At 53.3% G+C, this 13,912-nt stretch carries 19 protein-coding genes; 7 read left to right on the forward strand and 12 right to left on the reverse strand.

Annotation, left to right across the window (positions count from 1 at the left end; genetic code table 11):
- Positions 1-354 precede the first annotated feature (354 nt).
- Positions 355-747, forward strand: coding sequence for a hypothetical protein (locus ACQG2Q_RS09400; protein WP_022647769.1), 393 nt, complete (start codon positions 355-357; stop codon positions 745-747).
- 83 nt (positions 748-830) lie between these two features.
- On the opposite strand, the gene purB is transcribed toward ACQG2Q_RS09400, so the two are convergent.
- The 5 genes from purB to rluE are packed head-to-tail and all read right to left on the reverse strand — an operon-like array spanning position 831 to position 5,166.
- Entirely contained in the window at positions 831-2,201 is a 1,371-nt protein-coding gene (gene purB, locus ACQG2Q_RS09405) for an adenylosuccinate lyase (RefSeq protein WP_023305884.1), read from the reverse strand.
- Positions 2,202-2,220: 19 nt separating this feature from the next.
- Complete coding sequence (gene hflD / locus ACQG2Q_RS09410) at positions 2,221-2,850, reverse strand: high frequency lysogenization protein HflD (RefSeq protein WP_006809213.1); 630 nt, start codon at positions 2,848-2,850, stop codon at positions 2,221-2,223.
- 27 nt (positions 2,851-2,877) lie between these two features.
- Entirely contained in the window at positions 2,878-3,990 is a 1,113-nt protein-coding gene (mnmA, locus tag ACQG2Q_RS09415) for a tRNA 2-thiouridine(34) synthase MnmA (RefSeq protein ID WP_032103856.1), read from the reverse strand.
- 40 nt (positions 3,991-4,030) lie between these two features.
- A complete protein-coding gene (locus tag ACQG2Q_RS09420; protein ID WP_038415864.1) occupies positions 4,031-4,504 on the reverse strand; it encodes an NUDIX hydrolase in 474 nt (157 codons plus the stop codon).
- Positions 4,504-5,166 (reverse strand): 23S rRNA pseudouridine(2457) synthase RluE, encoded by a 663-nt coding sequence (gene rluE, locus ACQG2Q_RS09425; RefSeq protein WP_022650805.1) that lies wholly within the window; start codon positions 5,164-5,166, stop codon positions 4,504-4,506. Before rluE ends, ACQG2Q_RS09420 begins: the two co-directional genes overlap by 1 nt.
- A gap of 117 nt (positions 5,167-5,283) precedes the next feature.
- Between rluE and icd the strand changes: the two genes are divergently transcribed.
- Positions 5,284-6,534, forward strand: a complete 1,251-nt coding sequence (gene icd / locus ACQG2Q_RS09430) for an NADP-dependent isocitrate dehydrogenase (RefSeq protein ID WP_003857898.1) — start codon at positions 5,284-5,286, stop codon at positions 6,532-6,534.
- Positions 6,535-6,610: 76 nt separating this feature from the next.
- Entirely contained in the window at positions 6,611-6,856 is a 246-nt protein-coding gene (locus ACQG2Q_RS09435; protein ID WP_022647773.1) for a DUF2543 family protein, read from the forward strand.
- A 4-nt stretch (positions 6,857-6,860) separates the two neighbouring features.
- Here the strand turns inward: ACQG2Q_RS09435 and ACQG2Q_RS09440 are convergent, their stop codons facing one another.
- Together ACQG2Q_RS09440 and yncL are read right to left on the reverse strand one after the other, a co-directional pair.
- Positions 6,861-8,360: an EAL domain-containing protein gene (locus ACQG2Q_RS09440; protein WP_023305887.1), complete on the reverse strand. Its 1,500-nt coding sequence runs from the start codon at positions 8,358-8,360 to the stop codon at positions 6,861-6,863.
- A gap of 123 nt (positions 8,361-8,483) precedes the next feature.
- Positions 8,484-8,576 carry a stress response membrane protein YncL gene (gene yncL / locus ACQG2Q_RS09445; protein ID WP_071524166.1) on the reverse strand — a complete coding sequence of 31 codons (93 nt, stop codon included), beginning with the start codon at positions 8,574-8,576 and terminating at the stop codon, positions 8,484-8,486.
- 370 nt (positions 8,577-8,946) lie between these two features.
- On the opposite strand from yncL, the gene ACQG2Q_RS09450 reads away from it, so the two are divergent.
- The gene (locus ACQG2Q_RS09450; RefSeq protein ID WP_022647775.1) at positions 8,947-9,195 is read left to right on the forward strand and encodes a GlsB/YeaQ/YmgE family stress response membrane protein; all 249 of its coding nucleotides are present in this window, start codon (positions 8,947-8,949) and stop codon (positions 9,193-9,195) included.
- Between the two features lie 53 nt (positions 9,196-9,248).
- Here ACQG2Q_RS09450 and yoaJ read toward each other — a convergent pair whose 3' ends face one another.
- The 3 genes from yoaJ to ACQG2Q_RS09465 are packed head-to-tail and all read right to left on the reverse strand — an operon-like array spanning position 9,249 to position 10,496.
- Entirely contained in the window at positions 9,249-9,323 is a 75-nt protein-coding gene (gene yoaJ / locus ACQG2Q_RS09455) for a protein YoaJ (RefSeq protein ID WP_071785224.1), read from the reverse strand.
- On the reverse strand, positions 9,324-9,422 hold the full coding sequence (locus tag ACQG2Q_RS09460; protein ID WP_015570793.1) for a YoaK family small membrane protein: 99 nt from the start codon (positions 9,420-9,422) through the stop codon (positions 9,324-9,326).
- A gap of 45 nt (positions 9,423-9,467) precedes the next feature.
- Positions 9,468-10,496: a sensor domain-containing diguanylate cyclase gene (locus ACQG2Q_RS09465; RefSeq protein WP_096216801.1), complete on the reverse strand. Its 1,029-nt coding sequence runs from the start codon at positions 10,494-10,496 to the stop codon at positions 9,468-9,470.
- 313 nt (positions 10,497-10,809) lie between these two features.
- On the opposite strand from ACQG2Q_RS09465, the gene ACQG2Q_RS09470 reads away from it, so the two are divergent.
- Together ACQG2Q_RS09470 and ACQG2Q_RS09475 are read left to right on the forward strand one after the other, a co-directional pair.
- Positions 10,810-11,064, forward strand: coding sequence for a putative hemolysin (locus ACQG2Q_RS09470; protein ID WP_080465260.1), 255 nt, complete (start codon positions 10,810-10,812; stop codon positions 11,062-11,064).
- Between the two features lie 80 nt (positions 11,065-11,144).
- A complete protein-coding gene (locus tag ACQG2Q_RS09475; RefSeq protein WP_023299820.1) occupies positions 11,145-11,450 on the forward strand; it encodes a hypothetical protein in 306 nt (101 codons plus the stop codon).
- On the opposite strand, the gene ACQG2Q_RS09480 is transcribed toward ACQG2Q_RS09475, so the two are convergent.
- Complete coding sequence (locus ACQG2Q_RS09480) at positions 11,451-11,795, reverse strand: DUF488 domain-containing protein (protein ID WP_022647779.1); 345 nt, start codon at positions 11,793-11,795, stop codon at positions 11,451-11,453.
- A gap of 150 nt (positions 11,796-11,945) precedes the next feature.
- On the opposite strand from ACQG2Q_RS09480, the gene ACQG2Q_RS09485 reads away from it, so the two are divergent.
- On the forward strand, positions 11,946-12,653 hold the full coding sequence (locus ACQG2Q_RS09485; protein WP_271079831.1) for a CTP synthase C-terminal region-related (seleno)protein: 708 nt from the start codon (positions 11,946-11,948) through the stop codon (positions 12,651-12,653).
- Positions 12,654-12,684: 31 nt separating this feature from the next.
- On the opposite strand, the gene ACQG2Q_RS09490 is transcribed toward ACQG2Q_RS09485, so the two are convergent.
- A complete protein-coding gene (locus tag ACQG2Q_RS09490; protein ID WP_023299822.1) occupies positions 12,685-13,872 on the reverse strand; it encodes a CynX/NimT family MFS transporter in 1,188 nt (395 codons plus the stop codon).
- Between the last annotated feature and the right edge of the window lie 40 nt (positions 13,873-13,912).

A 13,912-nucleotide genomic window follows, 5' to 3' on the forward strand; every position in this document is an offset into this window, starting at 1 on the left:
CATCTGATTATTAAGTATGTTGACCTGATCCTGTTTCATATCGCCCACCCACCTAACATAAGCCTTATACGCCCCCAGAAGGCGCGGGTAATATAAACTGACTTGTTTTCGCATGCTTTCGCGATCCGGATAAAACATCCATCCGTTTATGAACGGTTGAAGGCGAGTCGCTTTTTTGACAGAACGGGCACGCCAGTTTTGTAAAGATTGCCCTTTTTTTTGTAAGGATGTTCTCACTATATCTGTCTTTGTCTACGCTTATTTTATGGTGCGAAATTAGATTTGCATAAGATGTGCCAGTAAATCAGCATTTTTACACAACAAAACAGCAATATAGCGAGTAAAGAGGATTCTATGGAATGGAAGGTTGTTGAGACTATTGCGAGCCCGGAAAGTGGAACCATCTTTTGCAAAGTTGAAACACAATATGGCCTGAATTATATCCTTTGGCTAAAAGGGGATTATTACGTTCGTGCCGGTGAAATCATCACCACCTCAAACCAGGGTATCCTGATTAACGATCGGCGGCGTAGGGTATGGATAGCGCAGGCAATGCCCTATACATCAATAGGCTGGATGGGGTTCAAACAGAAAAACGCGTGTCCAGGTAACCGGCAGGAGATGGATCGGCCATGCACGGTTGAGACCCCGTGCCAGTTCAGGCTGTGCCCGTTCGGCTTAAAACGATATATTCCGGAAAGTTATTCCACGGCGAAAAATAACAACCAGCCTGACAACAGGTTGTAATCCCGGAAGAGCCTGTAACGGGGTGTGAACGTCGACACGATGATGAAAAGTAGCCCCTTTCCGGGTGGAAAGGGGGAGGGTGATTACTTCAGCTCGTCAACCATAGTAATGGCGCGGCCAATATAGTTTGCCGGGGTCATCTCTTTCAGGCGCGCTTTTTCTTCTTCGGGCAGCGCCAGACCATCGATAAACTGTTTCATACCCTCAGCATCAACGCGTTTACCGCGGGTCAGCTCTTTGAGTTTCTCGTACGGTTTTTCGATGCCATAACGACGCATCACGGTCTGAATCGGCTCCGCCAGCACTTCCCAGTTGTGATCCAGCTCGTCCAGCAGACGGTCGCGGTTCACCTCCAGCTTGCTCACACCCTTCAGGGTGGACTGGTAGGCGATCAGCGCGTAGCCAATACCCACGCCCAGGTTACGCAGCACCGTGGAGTCAGTCAGGTCGCGCTGCCAGCGGGAGACCGGCAGCTTACTCGCCATATGCTGCAACACCGCATTCGCCAGGCCCAGGTTACCTTCGGAGTTTTCGAAGTCGATTGGGTTCACTTTGTGCGGCATGGTGGACGAACCGATTTCCCCGGCGATGGTCTTCTGCTTGAAGTGGTTCAGGGCGATGTAGCCCCAGACATCACGATCGAAGTCGATCAGGATGGTGTTGAAGCGCGCAATGCAGTCAAACAGCTCGGCGATGTAGTCGTGCGGCTCAATCTGGGTGGTGTACGGGTTCCACTGGATCCCCAGAGACGTCACGAACTCTTCACTGAACTGGTGCCAGTCCACTTCCGGGTACGCCGCGATGTGGGCGTTGTAGTTACCCACCGCGCCGTTGATTTTGCCGAGGATCTCAACCTGCTCCAGCTGACGATACTGGCGTTCCATGCGGTACGCCACGTTCGCCATCTCTTTACCCATGGTGGATGGGGTTGCTGGCTGGCCATGAGTACGGGACAACAGCGGAATATCGCGGTACTCCACGGACAGCGCTTTCACCGCATCGATGATTTTACGCCAGTAAGGGAGTACCACCTCTTTGCGTGCGGTAGAGAGCATCAGCGCGTGAGACAGGTTGTTAATATCTTCAGAGGTACAGGCGAAGTGAATAAATTCAGATACCGCGTGCAGGGCAGGGACGCTTGCCACTTTCTCTTTCAGGAAGTATTCAACCGCTTTCACGTCGTGGTTGGTGGTGCGTTCGATGGTTTTAATACGCGCGGCATCTTCTTCGCTGAACTCAGCAACGATTTTATCAAGGTAATCGTTTGCCTTTGCGTCAAAAGCAGGAACTTCCTTGATTGCTGTCTGGGCGGCCAGCTTTTGCAGCCAGCGCACTTCAACCTGAACACGGAACTTCAGCAGGCCATATTCGCTGAAGATCCCGCGCAGCGCGCTGACTTTATCGCCGTAGCGTCCATCGACAGGGGATACGGCGGTCAGTGAGGATAATTCCATAATTCGCAACTCCGGGAGGTTAACAATGAGCAAGAATTTGTTTTGCCTGAGTCGTCAGGCGATGACGAGAAAACATGAGCTGTAGGCGGCCACCGCCGACCTGTTGCCACAGCACGGCGGCACGGATGCCTGCCAGCAGCGAAGCGCGTACCTTCGCCTGTACCTGTGGGCTTTGCAATACGGCAGGCGAACCGGTGACCTGAATACGCGGGCCGAGCGGGCTAATTACGTCGACGTAGATACCGGCCATCGCGCTCAGCAGGGTCTCAGACTGGAGGTCAAAGTGGTCGAGCTGGCGCTGTAGCCCGGCGATGCGATCGCCCAGGGTATTCATTGCGCCTTTCGCCGCGTTCAGCTTACGTTCCAGCACCATCAGGCTTAAGGTGTAGCGGGTCAGTTCCGCGTTCAACCCCTGACGGTTGCTGGCGTTGAGCACGCCGAGCAGGGTTTCAAGACCGAGACGAAGATTGGTTTCACTGCCGCCAAAGACGCCCAGCGTGGAGCCTGGGTTAAGATCGATAACGCTGTTGAGTGAAACGTGCAGGGCATCAGCGTCGCAATGACCCTGATGCGCCAGCTGTTGCACCAGACGGGCTGACTGGCAAATTCCCGCCAGCGCCAGGGTGATGTCGTAATAGTTCTTCGCCACACGGTCTCCTTTATGTGTGCAAACGGTTTAAACAGCAGGCAGCGGCAGGCGCTGTTCAATGATCCCACCGCCGAGGCAAATTTCGCCGCTGTAGAAAACAGCTGACTGGCCAGGGGTAACGGCGGAAACCGGTTCGTCGAAACGCACGTCAATGCGATCGTCATCCAGTGCGGTGACGGTGCAAGGGATGTCCGTCTGGCGGTAGCGCGTTTTCACGGTGCAGCGCAGCGTGCCTTTCAGCGGCTCGCGATCGACCCAGTGCAGCTGTTGCGCGATAAGTCCAACGGACATCAGGCGCGGATGGTCGTGACCCTGAGCCACCACCAAAATATTGTTTTCGACATCTTTGTCGACCACGTACCACGGATCTTCGCTGCCCTCTTTGGTGCCGCCGATACCCAGACCTTTACGCTGGCCGAGAGTGTGGTACATCAGCCCCTGGTGCTGACCAATCTCATCACCGTCAACGGTGACGATTTTGCCCGGCTGTGCAGGCAGGTAGCGCCCCAGGAACTCGCGGAATTTACGCTCGCCGATAAAACAGATACCGGTGGAGTCTTTTTTCTTCGCGGTGATCAGATCCAAATCTTCAGCAATCTTACGCACTTCCGGCTTTTCCAGCTCGCCGACCGGGAACAGACTTTGGGCAATCTGTTCATGGCTCAGCGTGTAGAGGAAGTAGCTCTGATCTTTATTGCCATCCAGACCGCGCAGCAGCTGGCTTTTACCATTCACATCCGCGCGACGCACGTAGTGGCCGGTCGCAATGTAGTCTGCGCCCAGATCTTCCGCGGCGAATTCCAGGAAGGCTTTGAATTTGATCTCTTTGTTACACAGGATATCCGGGTTTGGCGTGCGGCCCGCTTTGTACTCTTCGAGGAAGAGTTCAAAAACGTTGTCCCAGTATTCTGCGGCAAAGTTAACGGTGTGCAGTTCGATGCCGAGCTTATCGCACACGGCCTGCGCATCGGCGAGATCCGCAGCGGCAGTGCAGTATTCCTCGCCATCGTCTTCCTCCCAGTTCTTCATGAACAGGCCCTCCACCTTATAGCCCTGTTGCTGCAACAGGTAGGCGGAAACGGAGGAATCGACACCGCCGGACATGCCGACGATCACTTTTTTCTGGCTGTTATCTGACATGGAATACTCACGACATTGAACTTCAAGGCGGCGTATTCTATCACGCCCCCCCACCATTGACACCCTCTGTAAACGGCCAGTTAAATTCTGCAATGACATCCAGCGGCAGGCGCGCCGCAGACTGCCAGCAGCGGATGCTTTCCGCAACCAGCGGCGAGCGCAGGTTTGACGCGTTCATGATCTCGTCTGCGGTCACCCACAGGCAGCGATCGATATCGTCGTCGTGCGGTTCAGTGGCGCACGTTTCGTTAAGCTCAACGGCGAATAAAAAGCGCAGGAAAGGTGTCTGGTCAGGCGCTATCCACTGATGCATACGGATAAAGTGCTGCGGTTCGGCGCGGATACCCGTCTCTTCCCAGAGCTCGCGTTTCGCTGCCTGCAATAAGGTTTCGTTGGCTTCAAGATGCCCGGCTGGCTGATTCCAAAGCGCTTTGCCGTTGATGGTCTCTTCCACCACCAGGAATTTCCCCTGCGCGTGGACCACGCAGGCGACCGTAACATGGGGTTTAAACATCAGTTCTCCTTAGGGGTAACATCCCGCCATTCCCCGTTAGCCAGCGAGTCCAGCGTGTAGCTGCCCATGGCGTAGCGAATGAGTCGCAGGGTAGGGAAGCCCACATGCGCAGTCATGCGCCTGACCTGTCGGTTGCGGCCTTCATAAAGGGTGATTTTAAGCCAGCTGGTGGGAATCGATTTGCGCTCACGAATCGGCGGGTTGCGCGGCCACAGCCACTCGGGTTCATTCACGCGCTCAATACCAGCTGGCAGGGTAGGACCATCGTTCAGCGTTACGCCGTTGCGCAGCTTTGCCAGCGACGCGTCGTCCGGCTCGCCTTCAACCTGCACATAGTAAATTTTTCCGGTACGTTTGCCCGGCTGAGTAAGCCTGGCCTGGAGCACGCCGTCATTGGTAAGCACCAGCAGCCCCTCGCTGTCGCGATCCAGACGCCCGGCCGCGTAGACCCCCTGAACGGGGATAAAATCCTTCAGCGTGCTGCGCCCGGCCTCGTCGGTAAACTGCGGCAATACATCATAGGGTTTATTGAACAGTATGACCCGCGTTGGCTGGGGTTCTGGCGTTCTTCTGGTGGCTTGTCGTGAGCTGAATCGCTCAACCCGGTGTTTTCTAAAAGAAGTTTTCGTCATGGTATTTTCAGGCGTTATCAATTGCCGCATTATAGCCTAATAACGAAGACCTTTCATGGCGTCGGACAATCAGGTACTATCGGAAGGCTCATTACAATTTATTAACATAAGATCAGTAACAACCAGAAGCGCTCGAAGGAGAGGTTAATGGAAAGCAAAGTAGTTGTTCCGGCGGAAGGTAAAAAGATCACCCTGCAAAACGGCAAGATTAACGTTCCTCACAACCCGATTATCCCGTTCATCGAAGGTGACGGTATCGGTGTAGACGTTACCCCGGCAATGCTGAAAGTGGTTGATGCCGCTGTTGAGAAAGCCTACAAAGGCGAGCGTAAAATTTCCTGGATGGAAATTTACACCGGTGAAAAATCGACTCAAGTTTATGGCCAGGACGTCTGGCTGCCAGCCGAAACGCTGGACCTGATCCGCGACTATCGCGTTGCTATCAAAGGCCCTCTGACCACGCCAGTTGGCGGCGGCATTCGCTCCCTGAACGTGGCGCTGCGTCAGGAACTGGATCTGTATGTGTGTCTGCGTCCGGTGCGTTACTACCAGGGCACTCCAAGCCCGGTTAAGCACCCGGAACTGACCGACATGGTCATCTTCCGTGAAAACTCTGAAGACATCTACGCCGGTATCGAATGGAAAGCAGATTCTGCTGATGCAGAAAAAGTGATTAAATTCCTGCGCGAAGAGATGGGCGTGAAGAAAATTCGCTTCCCTGAGCATTGCGGCATCGGCATCAAGCCGTGCTCCGAAGAAGGGACCAAGCGTCTGGTGCGTGCCGCCATCGAATACGCTATCACCAACGATCGTGACTCTGTGACCCTGGTTCACAAAGGCAATATCATGAAGTTCACCGAAGGCGCGTTCAAAGACTGGGGCTACCAGCTGGCGACCGAAGAGTTCGGCGGTGAACTGATCGACGGCGGCCCATGGCAGAAAATTAAAAACCCGAACACCGGTAAAGAGATCATCATTAAAGATGTCATCGCCGATGCGTTCCTGCAACAGATCCTGCTGCGTCCTGCTGAATATGACGTGATCGCCTGTATGAACCTGAACGGTGACTACATCTCTGATGCGCTGGCAGCGCAGGTCGGTGGTATCGGTATCGCCCCGGGCGCGAACATCGGTGACGAGTGCGCCCTGTTCGAAGCAACTCACGGTACTGCACCGAAATATGCGGGCCAGGACAAAGTCAACCCAGGCTCTATCATTCTGTCCGCAGAGATGATGCTGCGTCATATGGAATGGTTCGAAGCCGCAGACCTGATCGTTAAGGGTATGGAAGGCGCGATTAACGCCAAAACCGTCACCTATGACTTTGAACGTCTGATGGAAGGCGCTAAACTTCTGAAATGCTCAGAGTTTGGCGACGCGATTATCGCGAACATGTAATCCACTCGCTGGGTTAAATGACAACGGGAGCCTGAGGGTTCCCGTTTTTTATGCACACAAGACGGAAAACAACGCTATGACCCATGATATCCCGCTCAAGTATTATGACATCGTCGACGAGTATGCGACTGAAACGGCAAAACCGCCAGAAGAGGCGGAGCGTACGCCACTGGCACACTATTTTCAGCTGCTGCTCACTCGCTTATACAACAATGAGGAAATCAGTGAAGAGGCGCAGCGGGAGATGGCTGTCCAGGCGGAGATAGATGAAGCGCGCATTGACGATATTGCGAACTTCCTGAATCAATGGGGCAATGAATAACGCTTCATCGCGCTGAGTAAGCCAGCAGGCTGGCGAGGTCGTGCCGGGTTAGTGATTTTGAAAAGTACCAGCCTTGCACGAGGGCATCGGGGTATCTCTGCGCGATGAACTGATATTGCGTTTCGCTTTCGACTCCCTCAAACACCAGGGTTTTGTGCAGTTTAGCGAGCGCGTCGCTAAAGATCACCAGGATATCCTGTTTATAATGCTCGTTGATGCCATCCACTAACGACTTATCCACTTTGATTTCGTCATATTTGAGATTGGACAGCCTTGCCAGATTAGAGTTTTGCACGCCAAAATCGTCTATTGAAATTTTGACGCCTGCCGATTTAAGATCCTCACAAAACTCTTCAAGGATGGCCGAGGTGGAAACGCCATTCTCGGATAACTCAACTTTGATTAACGATAAGGGAATAGCGTTCTCTAAGCATGCATGACGTAATACCGCCAGAAATTTGCCGTCTTCAATTTCTGTCCGGCCAACGTTCAGTGAAATCATTAACTGATGTTCGGCCGCCAGCCCGGCAATTTCCGCCAGGGATTTCTTTATCATGTTCTGATAATAAACGTTATACAGACCAATTTTTTTAATTAACGGGATAAACAGCTCAGGAGAAACCTCTTTGTGATTGTTATCCTGCCATCTTGATAACACTTCAACCCCGACGATTTTCTTATCAGCAACCCGAATTATGGGCTGAAAATGAACGCTGATAGTATTCGCTATCACCGCCTTGACCAGCGTTCGCTCAAGAGAAAGTCGATCTTCATAAAGTCGAAGAGAAAACAGCGTCAGGGATACCCAGATAAAGTATAAAAACAGGCACAGGAGCACCATCACTACGCGGGAGAGCGATGCCAGTCCGGCATTGTGGTGGGTGACGGTAACGCACAAATCCCAGCGCGTGCTGCACTGCGTCACGGTCTGCGTGAATAACAGTGACGACAAGCGGCTAAGGTTTTCTGTAGGTGACGTAACGGTAAAAAAGGTTCGGTCGAAATCTTTCGTGGTAGAACGAAGTGAATAGTTGGCGGTGACCGGAGAGAATTTATCGTAGGCTGAACGTGATGTGAAGATAATAAGATGGTTATAAATTGTCGCATTGCCTACAAAAAAATCTTTCTGTGAAAATTGCGCCAGACTGAATCCGTTCAGGGTGTTGTGAAGCTCAGAGGGAAGGGCGATGGGATTTGCCAGCTTGCCCCAAAATGCGGTGCAGGTGATTTTCCCATTTTCAATAAACCCCACATCGGCGAAATAGAGACTCTGCATCTTTAAATTACGGTAGACGTTCAGGCTGGCGTTATCGCATCCCTTCGCGGAGGTATTTTTAAGCGTACTGGCGATATTTTGCGTCAAGTCTTCGGAATAGCGTAAGAGCGTGTGGGAGATCTCCCTCTGCCGGTCCTTTTGCTGCTCAACGATAATGGCGTTAACCGCATACAGCGACAGGACGACCATAAAGGTTGAGATGATAGCAACGGCAATGGCCTTGTTCATTTTCCTGCTGTCCCGCCACGTCCTGAGGTGCAGGGATCTTAACACAGGTCATTAAAGCTACAAGTATGCGCGTTGAGCCCGCACGTAATTGAAAGTAAAGCCACCATGCCGACTCATTACATCTCAGAACCACTCAAACCGTGTTGAGAGCAGTAACAGTAGCGTACTGGCAGAAACAAGATTAAGGCAGATGACGAACTTGCTCGATACGTTCATGTTATCAGATTCACTTTGCTGTTCAGTAGCCACAGAGAATAGCGGTTCACCTCATGGGAAAAAACGCCAGATTTTGGTGGGGTAAGGCAAAAAAAAGCCCACTAAAAAGTGGGCAAGAAATACTGGAAGCAATGTGAGCAATGTCGTACTGAATACCTGAGTGATTTGCTCAACTATTCAGTAATGAGAAAGATAATCTTTCTCAGTAAAAGATGCAACCCCACGATGAGTGTGGAACGGCAATTTTTATTGCTCAGATTTTACTCAAACGAACCGTGTGATTCTTATCACAAATTTCCTTTCTCAGATCCTGTGCTATCCTTTTCTGTGTCGTTGATTTAATGACAAAAACCATACAGAGAGGAAAGCTATGGGAATTTTATCCTGGATTATCTTTGGGCTGATTGCGGGGATCCTGGCGAAGTGGATTATGCCGGGCAAAGATGGCGGCGGTTTCATCGTCACGATCGTTCTGGGGATTGTGGGTGCAGTCGTCGGTGGCTGGATCAGTACCCTGTTCGGCTTTGGCAGAGTTGATGGCTTCAACTTCGGCAGCTTTGTCGTCGCGGTGATTGGCGCGCTGGTTGTTCTGTTTATCTACAGAAAAATCAAAAGCTAAATCTGACCTGTGTTAAAAAAGGCTGCCTGAGGGCGGCCTTTTTACTTTGGGCGTTACCACCAGCCTAACTGCGTACCGGCGACGGCCACGATGGCGACAATCAGCATGATGAGGGTCGTTTTTCTCATTTATGCCCCCGGCGCGGCGTAACCGCCAAGGAAAAACCAGCCTAAAAACACGACTGCCGTGATAAAAATAACCACCGGAAAGAGGATCCCTATTCTCATGCCATCACCTGTTTGAGTTTGTATAAGGCCGTAGAGTGTACGGTTTTAATCTAACGCGACAAAGCCTGTTTTGTTTTTTCCTTTTTTATCCTGATACATCGCGAGGTCTGCGGTGCGCAGGGCACTATCTTCATCTGTGCAGTGAGGATCAACAATAACGACGCCATAGCTTGCACCGGGATAGAGAATAGTGACATTACCTAACCCATATTCACCCGCGATACGGCCGTTGAGGCGGGTTTTGATAGCGTTGACCTCTGTGCTGGCGTCGCCATCATCGCTGTGACTCAGGCTGGCAACCAGAAATTCATCGCCGCCGAGCCGGCCGATAATTTCGTCCTGCGTTTGCTGGTGAGTCAGTCGATTGCCGACCTGAACGAGGAACCGATCGCCCGCTTCATGACCGTACTGATCATTGATTCGCTTGAAATCATCGAGGTCAATAAAGGCAATCATGACGTTGCGGTTAAGATGGCGCGCCAGTGAGAACAGGGTGGTAAGGTTTTCAAAAATGGCGCGACGATTCGGCAGGCCGGTAAGGGCGTCGGTGTAAGAGTGGGCAATGAGCGCCGCATTTGCTCCACGAAGCTGAAGCACAAGCGACTCTTTCTGAATGTACTGACCAATTAACCCGGCAAAGAGCCTGATCACCTGCTCGCCACGCTCGCTGAACTGTTTCTGTGCGGTGCTGGCAGCGCAAAGCGTGCCGTACAGAGAACCGTCAGCCAGGTGAACCGGCACGCTCATATAGGTTGTAATACCCAGTGCTTTTGCCGCTTCACACTCCGGCCAGCGGTCGGGCACCTCGTTACTGAACAAGGTGTCGCTATCCATGGCGCGCTTACAGAGCGTTTCGTCCCAGGGCACGCTGAACCCTTCCGGGATCTGCATTTGCTTGCTGTTACGGGCATATAAAATGTGCTGCAAACGCGCGTTGATATCGATTTTGGTCAGGTAGGTTGATTCCATATCCGTCACAATTTCCAGCATTTCCAGTAGCTGACGCACCAGACTGTCGAGAGATTGCTCGGTGGAGAGGGTTTCTGAAACACGGGCAAGAATGATATCTGACATGACGCAGGTTGACTCCCATGCAGAAGACCTCTGTATCTGCATGTTATGCTGAAAATATAGACTCCGGTCATAGTAAAACATGAACTGGATTAATTTTATAGATTCTTCTGAAAGCGGATGAAGGAGAGGCTAAAAAAAAGCCCCGATGTTGAGATCGGGGCAAAACATCTTGATTACGGAATGATGTTCTCTGGTCAGAGTGAGAACAGACACCACTATAGGGATGAATCGTGCAGGTTTAATGGAGAAATCATGGAGAAAACGGCGATGACCCGTTACTCTGACGTTTTCAACACCCTGAAGGATCATGATAATGAAATATCTTCTCCTGGCGCTGGTTTTACCGCTGGCCGCATGCTCAACAAAGACCACCCCTCCTGATGCGCCTCAACCGCCGCACGCTATTGGTATGGCAAATCCGGCGTCAGTGTACTGTCTGGAGAAAGGGGGAGAGCAAATCCCTGTTCAAAGCCCGCAGGGTGTACGTACCAAGTGCAAATTGCCAGGCGGGGAAGTGATTGATGAATGGGATCTCTACCGCCGCGATCATCCGCAACCGACCAGATGACAACGGCAATAAAACTGCGATACACTTCTCTTTAGGATTATTCTTAGCCAGTTTCTGGCGGTACGTTTGCGAGAAGAAGTATGTTTCAGTTAAAACCGGGCAGCATGGCGATAATTGTGGGTGCGCGTACGACGGCGGGCCGTCGAAATATCGGTAAATCCGTGGAGCTGTTTGGCCTTTGTCAGCCGGGTCAGCGTTTTGTGAACCCGGTTAACGGCGTCATGACGCATTTACCTGATACATCAGCGCGTGCGCTGTGGCTGGTCACCGGTGATGTTTACGCCTTTGATAATCAGCACGGTTTTGCGTTTGTTCGCCCGGAACATTTGATGCCGCTTACTCCCGACGAGATGCCACACAACGTGGATGAGCTGGCAATCGGTTAATCACAGTTCACGCAGCCAGTCCGCCAGTACACGCGCGTGATTCTGCTCCGTATTTTTCGCCCCATAGAGAAGCGTCACGGTCTGCTGTCGGGCGAGGGCCGCCAGGCGTTTGCCTTCATCCTGCTGCTGCGCCAGCTCTTTACGATAGGCTTCACTGAACGCGGTGAAATCGATCGTTTCACTGTGAAAGGCTTTCCGCAGTTCGCTGGACGGCGTTAGCGCTTTACACCACTCATCACAGGCGAGGTCGGTCTTTTTTATCCCTCGCGGCCAGAGTCTGTCTACCAGCACCCGGTAACCATCGTCTGATGTTGCCTGTTCATAGACGCGCTTACATTGAATCATCCGTTTTCCTCCTACCGTGCGACGTTCGGCAAGAACACTATAGCACCCGGCGTTTAACCACCCAATTTAAGGTATTGTGATAATTGCAAAAGATCGGTAGTCTGAGGTTCCTTATGTTATCTGAAAATCCTCCGGCATAAGGAATCTCTCATGGAACTCTCCCCGGTTAAAACGACGCTGCGCATTGCGCTGGTTGGTGATTACAATCCCGATGTTATTGCGCACCAGGCGATCCCGCTGGCGATTGACGACGCCGCTGCGGTTCTGGATCTCACCGCTGATTATGACTGGCTCGCCACGCCTGAGCTGACCAACCCCGAAGACCTGGTCGGGTACGATGCCATCTGGCTGGTACCGGCAAGCCCGTATAAAAACACCGAGGCGGCGTTTATTGCGGCGCGTTACGCGCGTGAAAACAGCATCCCTTTTCTCGGCACCTGCGGCGGGTTCCAGCATGCGCTGATTGAGTATGCCCGTAATGTGCTGGGCTGGCACGATGCAGGCCATGCCGAAACCGATACCGAGGGGAGGATGGTGATTGCGCCGCTGGCCTGCTCGCTGGTGGAAAAAACCGACGCGATTGAGCTGCGGAACAACACGCTGATTGCCAAAGCGTACGGCAAGCCGGAAATTCAGGAAAGTTATCACTGCAATTACGGCGTCTCGTCTGAGTTTGCCAGCCAGCTTGAGCGGGGCGACATGCGCGTAACGGGCTGGGACGAGCAGGGCGAGATCCGCGCGGCAGAGCTGCTGACCCATCCTTTCTTTGTCATCACCCTGTTCCAGCATGAGCGGGCTGCGCTTCAAGGGCGCCCGGTGGTGCTGGTACAGGCCATGCTGCGGGCGGCGCAGGGATAAAAAAAGCAGACCGTCAGGTCTGCCTTGAATGTCAGCGGGGTGTGATCTCCCGGTCACGCCCGGCCAGCATGCCGCACAGGGCCATCACTACCGCAGCCAGCGCGCAGGCCAGCAGCGGAATGCGCCAGTCTCCGGCGGTATCGTGAATTTTCCCCATCAGCGGTGGGCCACAGGCCGCCAGCAGATAGCCAATCGACTGTGCCATGCCGGAGAGCGCGGCGGCCTGATGGGCCGAGCTGGCGCGCAGTCCGATAAACGTCAGGCCGAGGATCATGGTGGCGCCGGATCCAAAGCCAAACACCAACGTCCAGACGACGGCCAGCCCCGGCGCGAACCAGAACCCGGCCGCACTGACGGCGCACATCAGAGCGACAAGCCCGGCTATGCCACGCTGATCGTTAAGACGGTGCAGGATCAGCGGAATGGCGAGACCGGGAACAGCGGTTGCCAGCTGGAGAAGTCCGTGCATGGAGCCAGCCTGCGTTTCGCTGTAGCCGTGGCTAAGTAAAATCGCGGGTAACCAGCCGATAATGACGTAGTAAATCAGCGAGTTAATGCCCAGAAAAAGCGTCACCTGCCAGGCGAGTGCGGAGCGCCAGATTGCCCGATTGTGCAACGCGCCCGCGCCGGTCAGGGTGGCGGCCGGCCTCTGGCGCCATTGCGGTAACCACAGCAGCAGCGCCACCAGCGGGAAGAACATCAGCATCAACAGCGCCCCGTGCCAGCCAGCATTCCCCAGCGACAGCGGGACGATCAGCGCCGACCCTGCGGCAGCGGCGGCCCCCATCGTCAGCGAATAAGCCCCCGTCAGTTTTGCGACCTGGCCCGGAAAATCACGTTTGATTAATCCGGGTAACAGGACATTGCCCAGCGCAATCCCACAGCCCACGATCGCCGTACCGATAAACAGCAGCGAGGCCGACGGCAGCGAACGTACGCCAATCCCGATGCAAATCAGCAGCAGAGCGATAAAAAGGCTGCGCTCCATGCCCAGGCGCCGGGCGACGCCTGCGGCAAGGGGAGAGATAAAGGCGAAGGCCAGCAGAGGCAGCGTTGTGAGCAGGCCGGTTTGCGCCGTGCTTAAGCCATAGTCCTGTCGGATGGTGTCGAGCAGGGGGGCGACCCCGGTAAAGGTGACGCGCAGCGTCGTGGCGATCATCAGGATGCCTGCAACCAGCAGCGCGCCCTGTTTCCCGGAAGGTTGAATAGCAGTAGTCATTATTGTCTCTTACGTTCAGGCGAGCGCATACCATACCGAT

The sequence above is a fragment of the Enterobacter cloacae complex sp. 370H10 genome (assembly GCF_050031535.1).
Taxonomy (GTDB): domain Bacteria; phylum Pseudomonadota; class Gammaproteobacteria; order Enterobacterales; family Enterobacteriaceae; genus Enterobacter; species Enterobacter intestinihominis.

Excerpts from the sequence above, each read along its gene's own strand:
- ACQG2Q_RS09470 (WP_080465260.1), top strand. The coding sequence starts at position 10,810 with ATGAAATATCTTCTCCTGGCGCTGGTTTTACCGCTGGCCGCATGCTCA.
- ACQG2Q_RS09420 (WP_038415864.1), bottom strand. The coding sequence starts at position 4,504 with ATGTTTAAACCCCATGTTACGGTCGCCTGCGTGGTCCACGCGCAGGGG.
- ACQG2Q_RS09475 (WP_023299820.1), top strand. The coding sequence starts at position 11,145 with ATGTTTCAGTTAAAACCGGGCAGCATGGCGATAATTGTGGGTGCGCGT.
- ACQG2Q_RS09480 (WP_022647779.1), bottom strand. The coding sequence starts at position 11,795 with ATGATTCAATGTAAGCGCGTCTATGAACAGGCAACATCAGACGATGGT.
- mnmA (WP_032103856.1), bottom strand. The coding sequence starts at position 3,990 with ATGTCAGATAACAGCCAGAAAAAAGTGATCGTCGGCATGTCCGGCGGT.
- ACQG2Q_RS09465 (WP_096216801.1), bottom strand. The coding sequence starts at position 10,496 with ATGTCAGATATCATTCTTGCCCGTGTTTCAGAAACCCTCTCCACCGAG.
- yncL (WP_071524166.1), bottom strand. The coding sequence starts at position 8,576 with ATGAACGTATCGAGCAAGTTCGTCATCTGCCTTAATCTTGTTTCTGCC.
- ACQG2Q_RS09485 (WP_271079831.1), top strand. The coding sequence starts at position 11,946 with ATGGAACTCTCCCCGGTTAAAACGACGCTGCGCATTGCGCTGGTTGGT.
- ACQG2Q_RS09400 (WP_022647769.1), top strand. The coding sequence starts at position 355 with ATGGAATGGAAGGTTGTTGAGACTATTGCGAGCCCGGAAAGTGGAACC.
- icd (WP_003857898.1), top strand. The coding sequence starts at position 5,284 with ATGGAAAGCAAAGTAGTTGTTCCGGCGGAAGGTAAAAAGATCACCCTG.
- ACQG2Q_RS09440 (WP_023305887.1), bottom strand. The coding sequence starts at position 8,360 with ATGAACAAGGCCATTGCCGTTGCTATCATCTCAACCTTTATGGTCGTC.
- rluE (WP_022650805.1), bottom strand. The coding sequence starts at position 5,166 with ATGCGGCAATTGATAACGCCTGAAAATACCATGACGAAAACTTCTTTT.
- purB (WP_023305884.1), bottom strand. The coding sequence starts at position 2,201 with ATGGAATTATCCTCACTGACCGCCGTATCCCCTGTCGATGGACGCTAC.
- ACQG2Q_RS09435 (WP_022647773.1), top strand. The coding sequence starts at position 6,611 with ATGACCCATGATATCCCGCTCAAGTATTATGACATCGTCGACGAGTAT.
- ACQG2Q_RS09450 (WP_022647775.1), top strand. The coding sequence starts at position 8,947 with ATGGGAATTTTATCCTGGATTATCTTTGGGCTGATTGCGGGGATCCTG.
- ACQG2Q_RS09490 (WP_023299822.1), bottom strand. The coding sequence starts at position 13,872 with ATGACTACTGCTATTCAACCTTCCGGGAAACAGGGCGCGCTGCTGGTT.
- ACQG2Q_RS09460 (WP_015570793.1), bottom strand. The coding sequence starts at position 9,422 with ATGAGAATAGGGATCCTCTTTCCGGTGGTTATTTTTATCACGGCAGTC.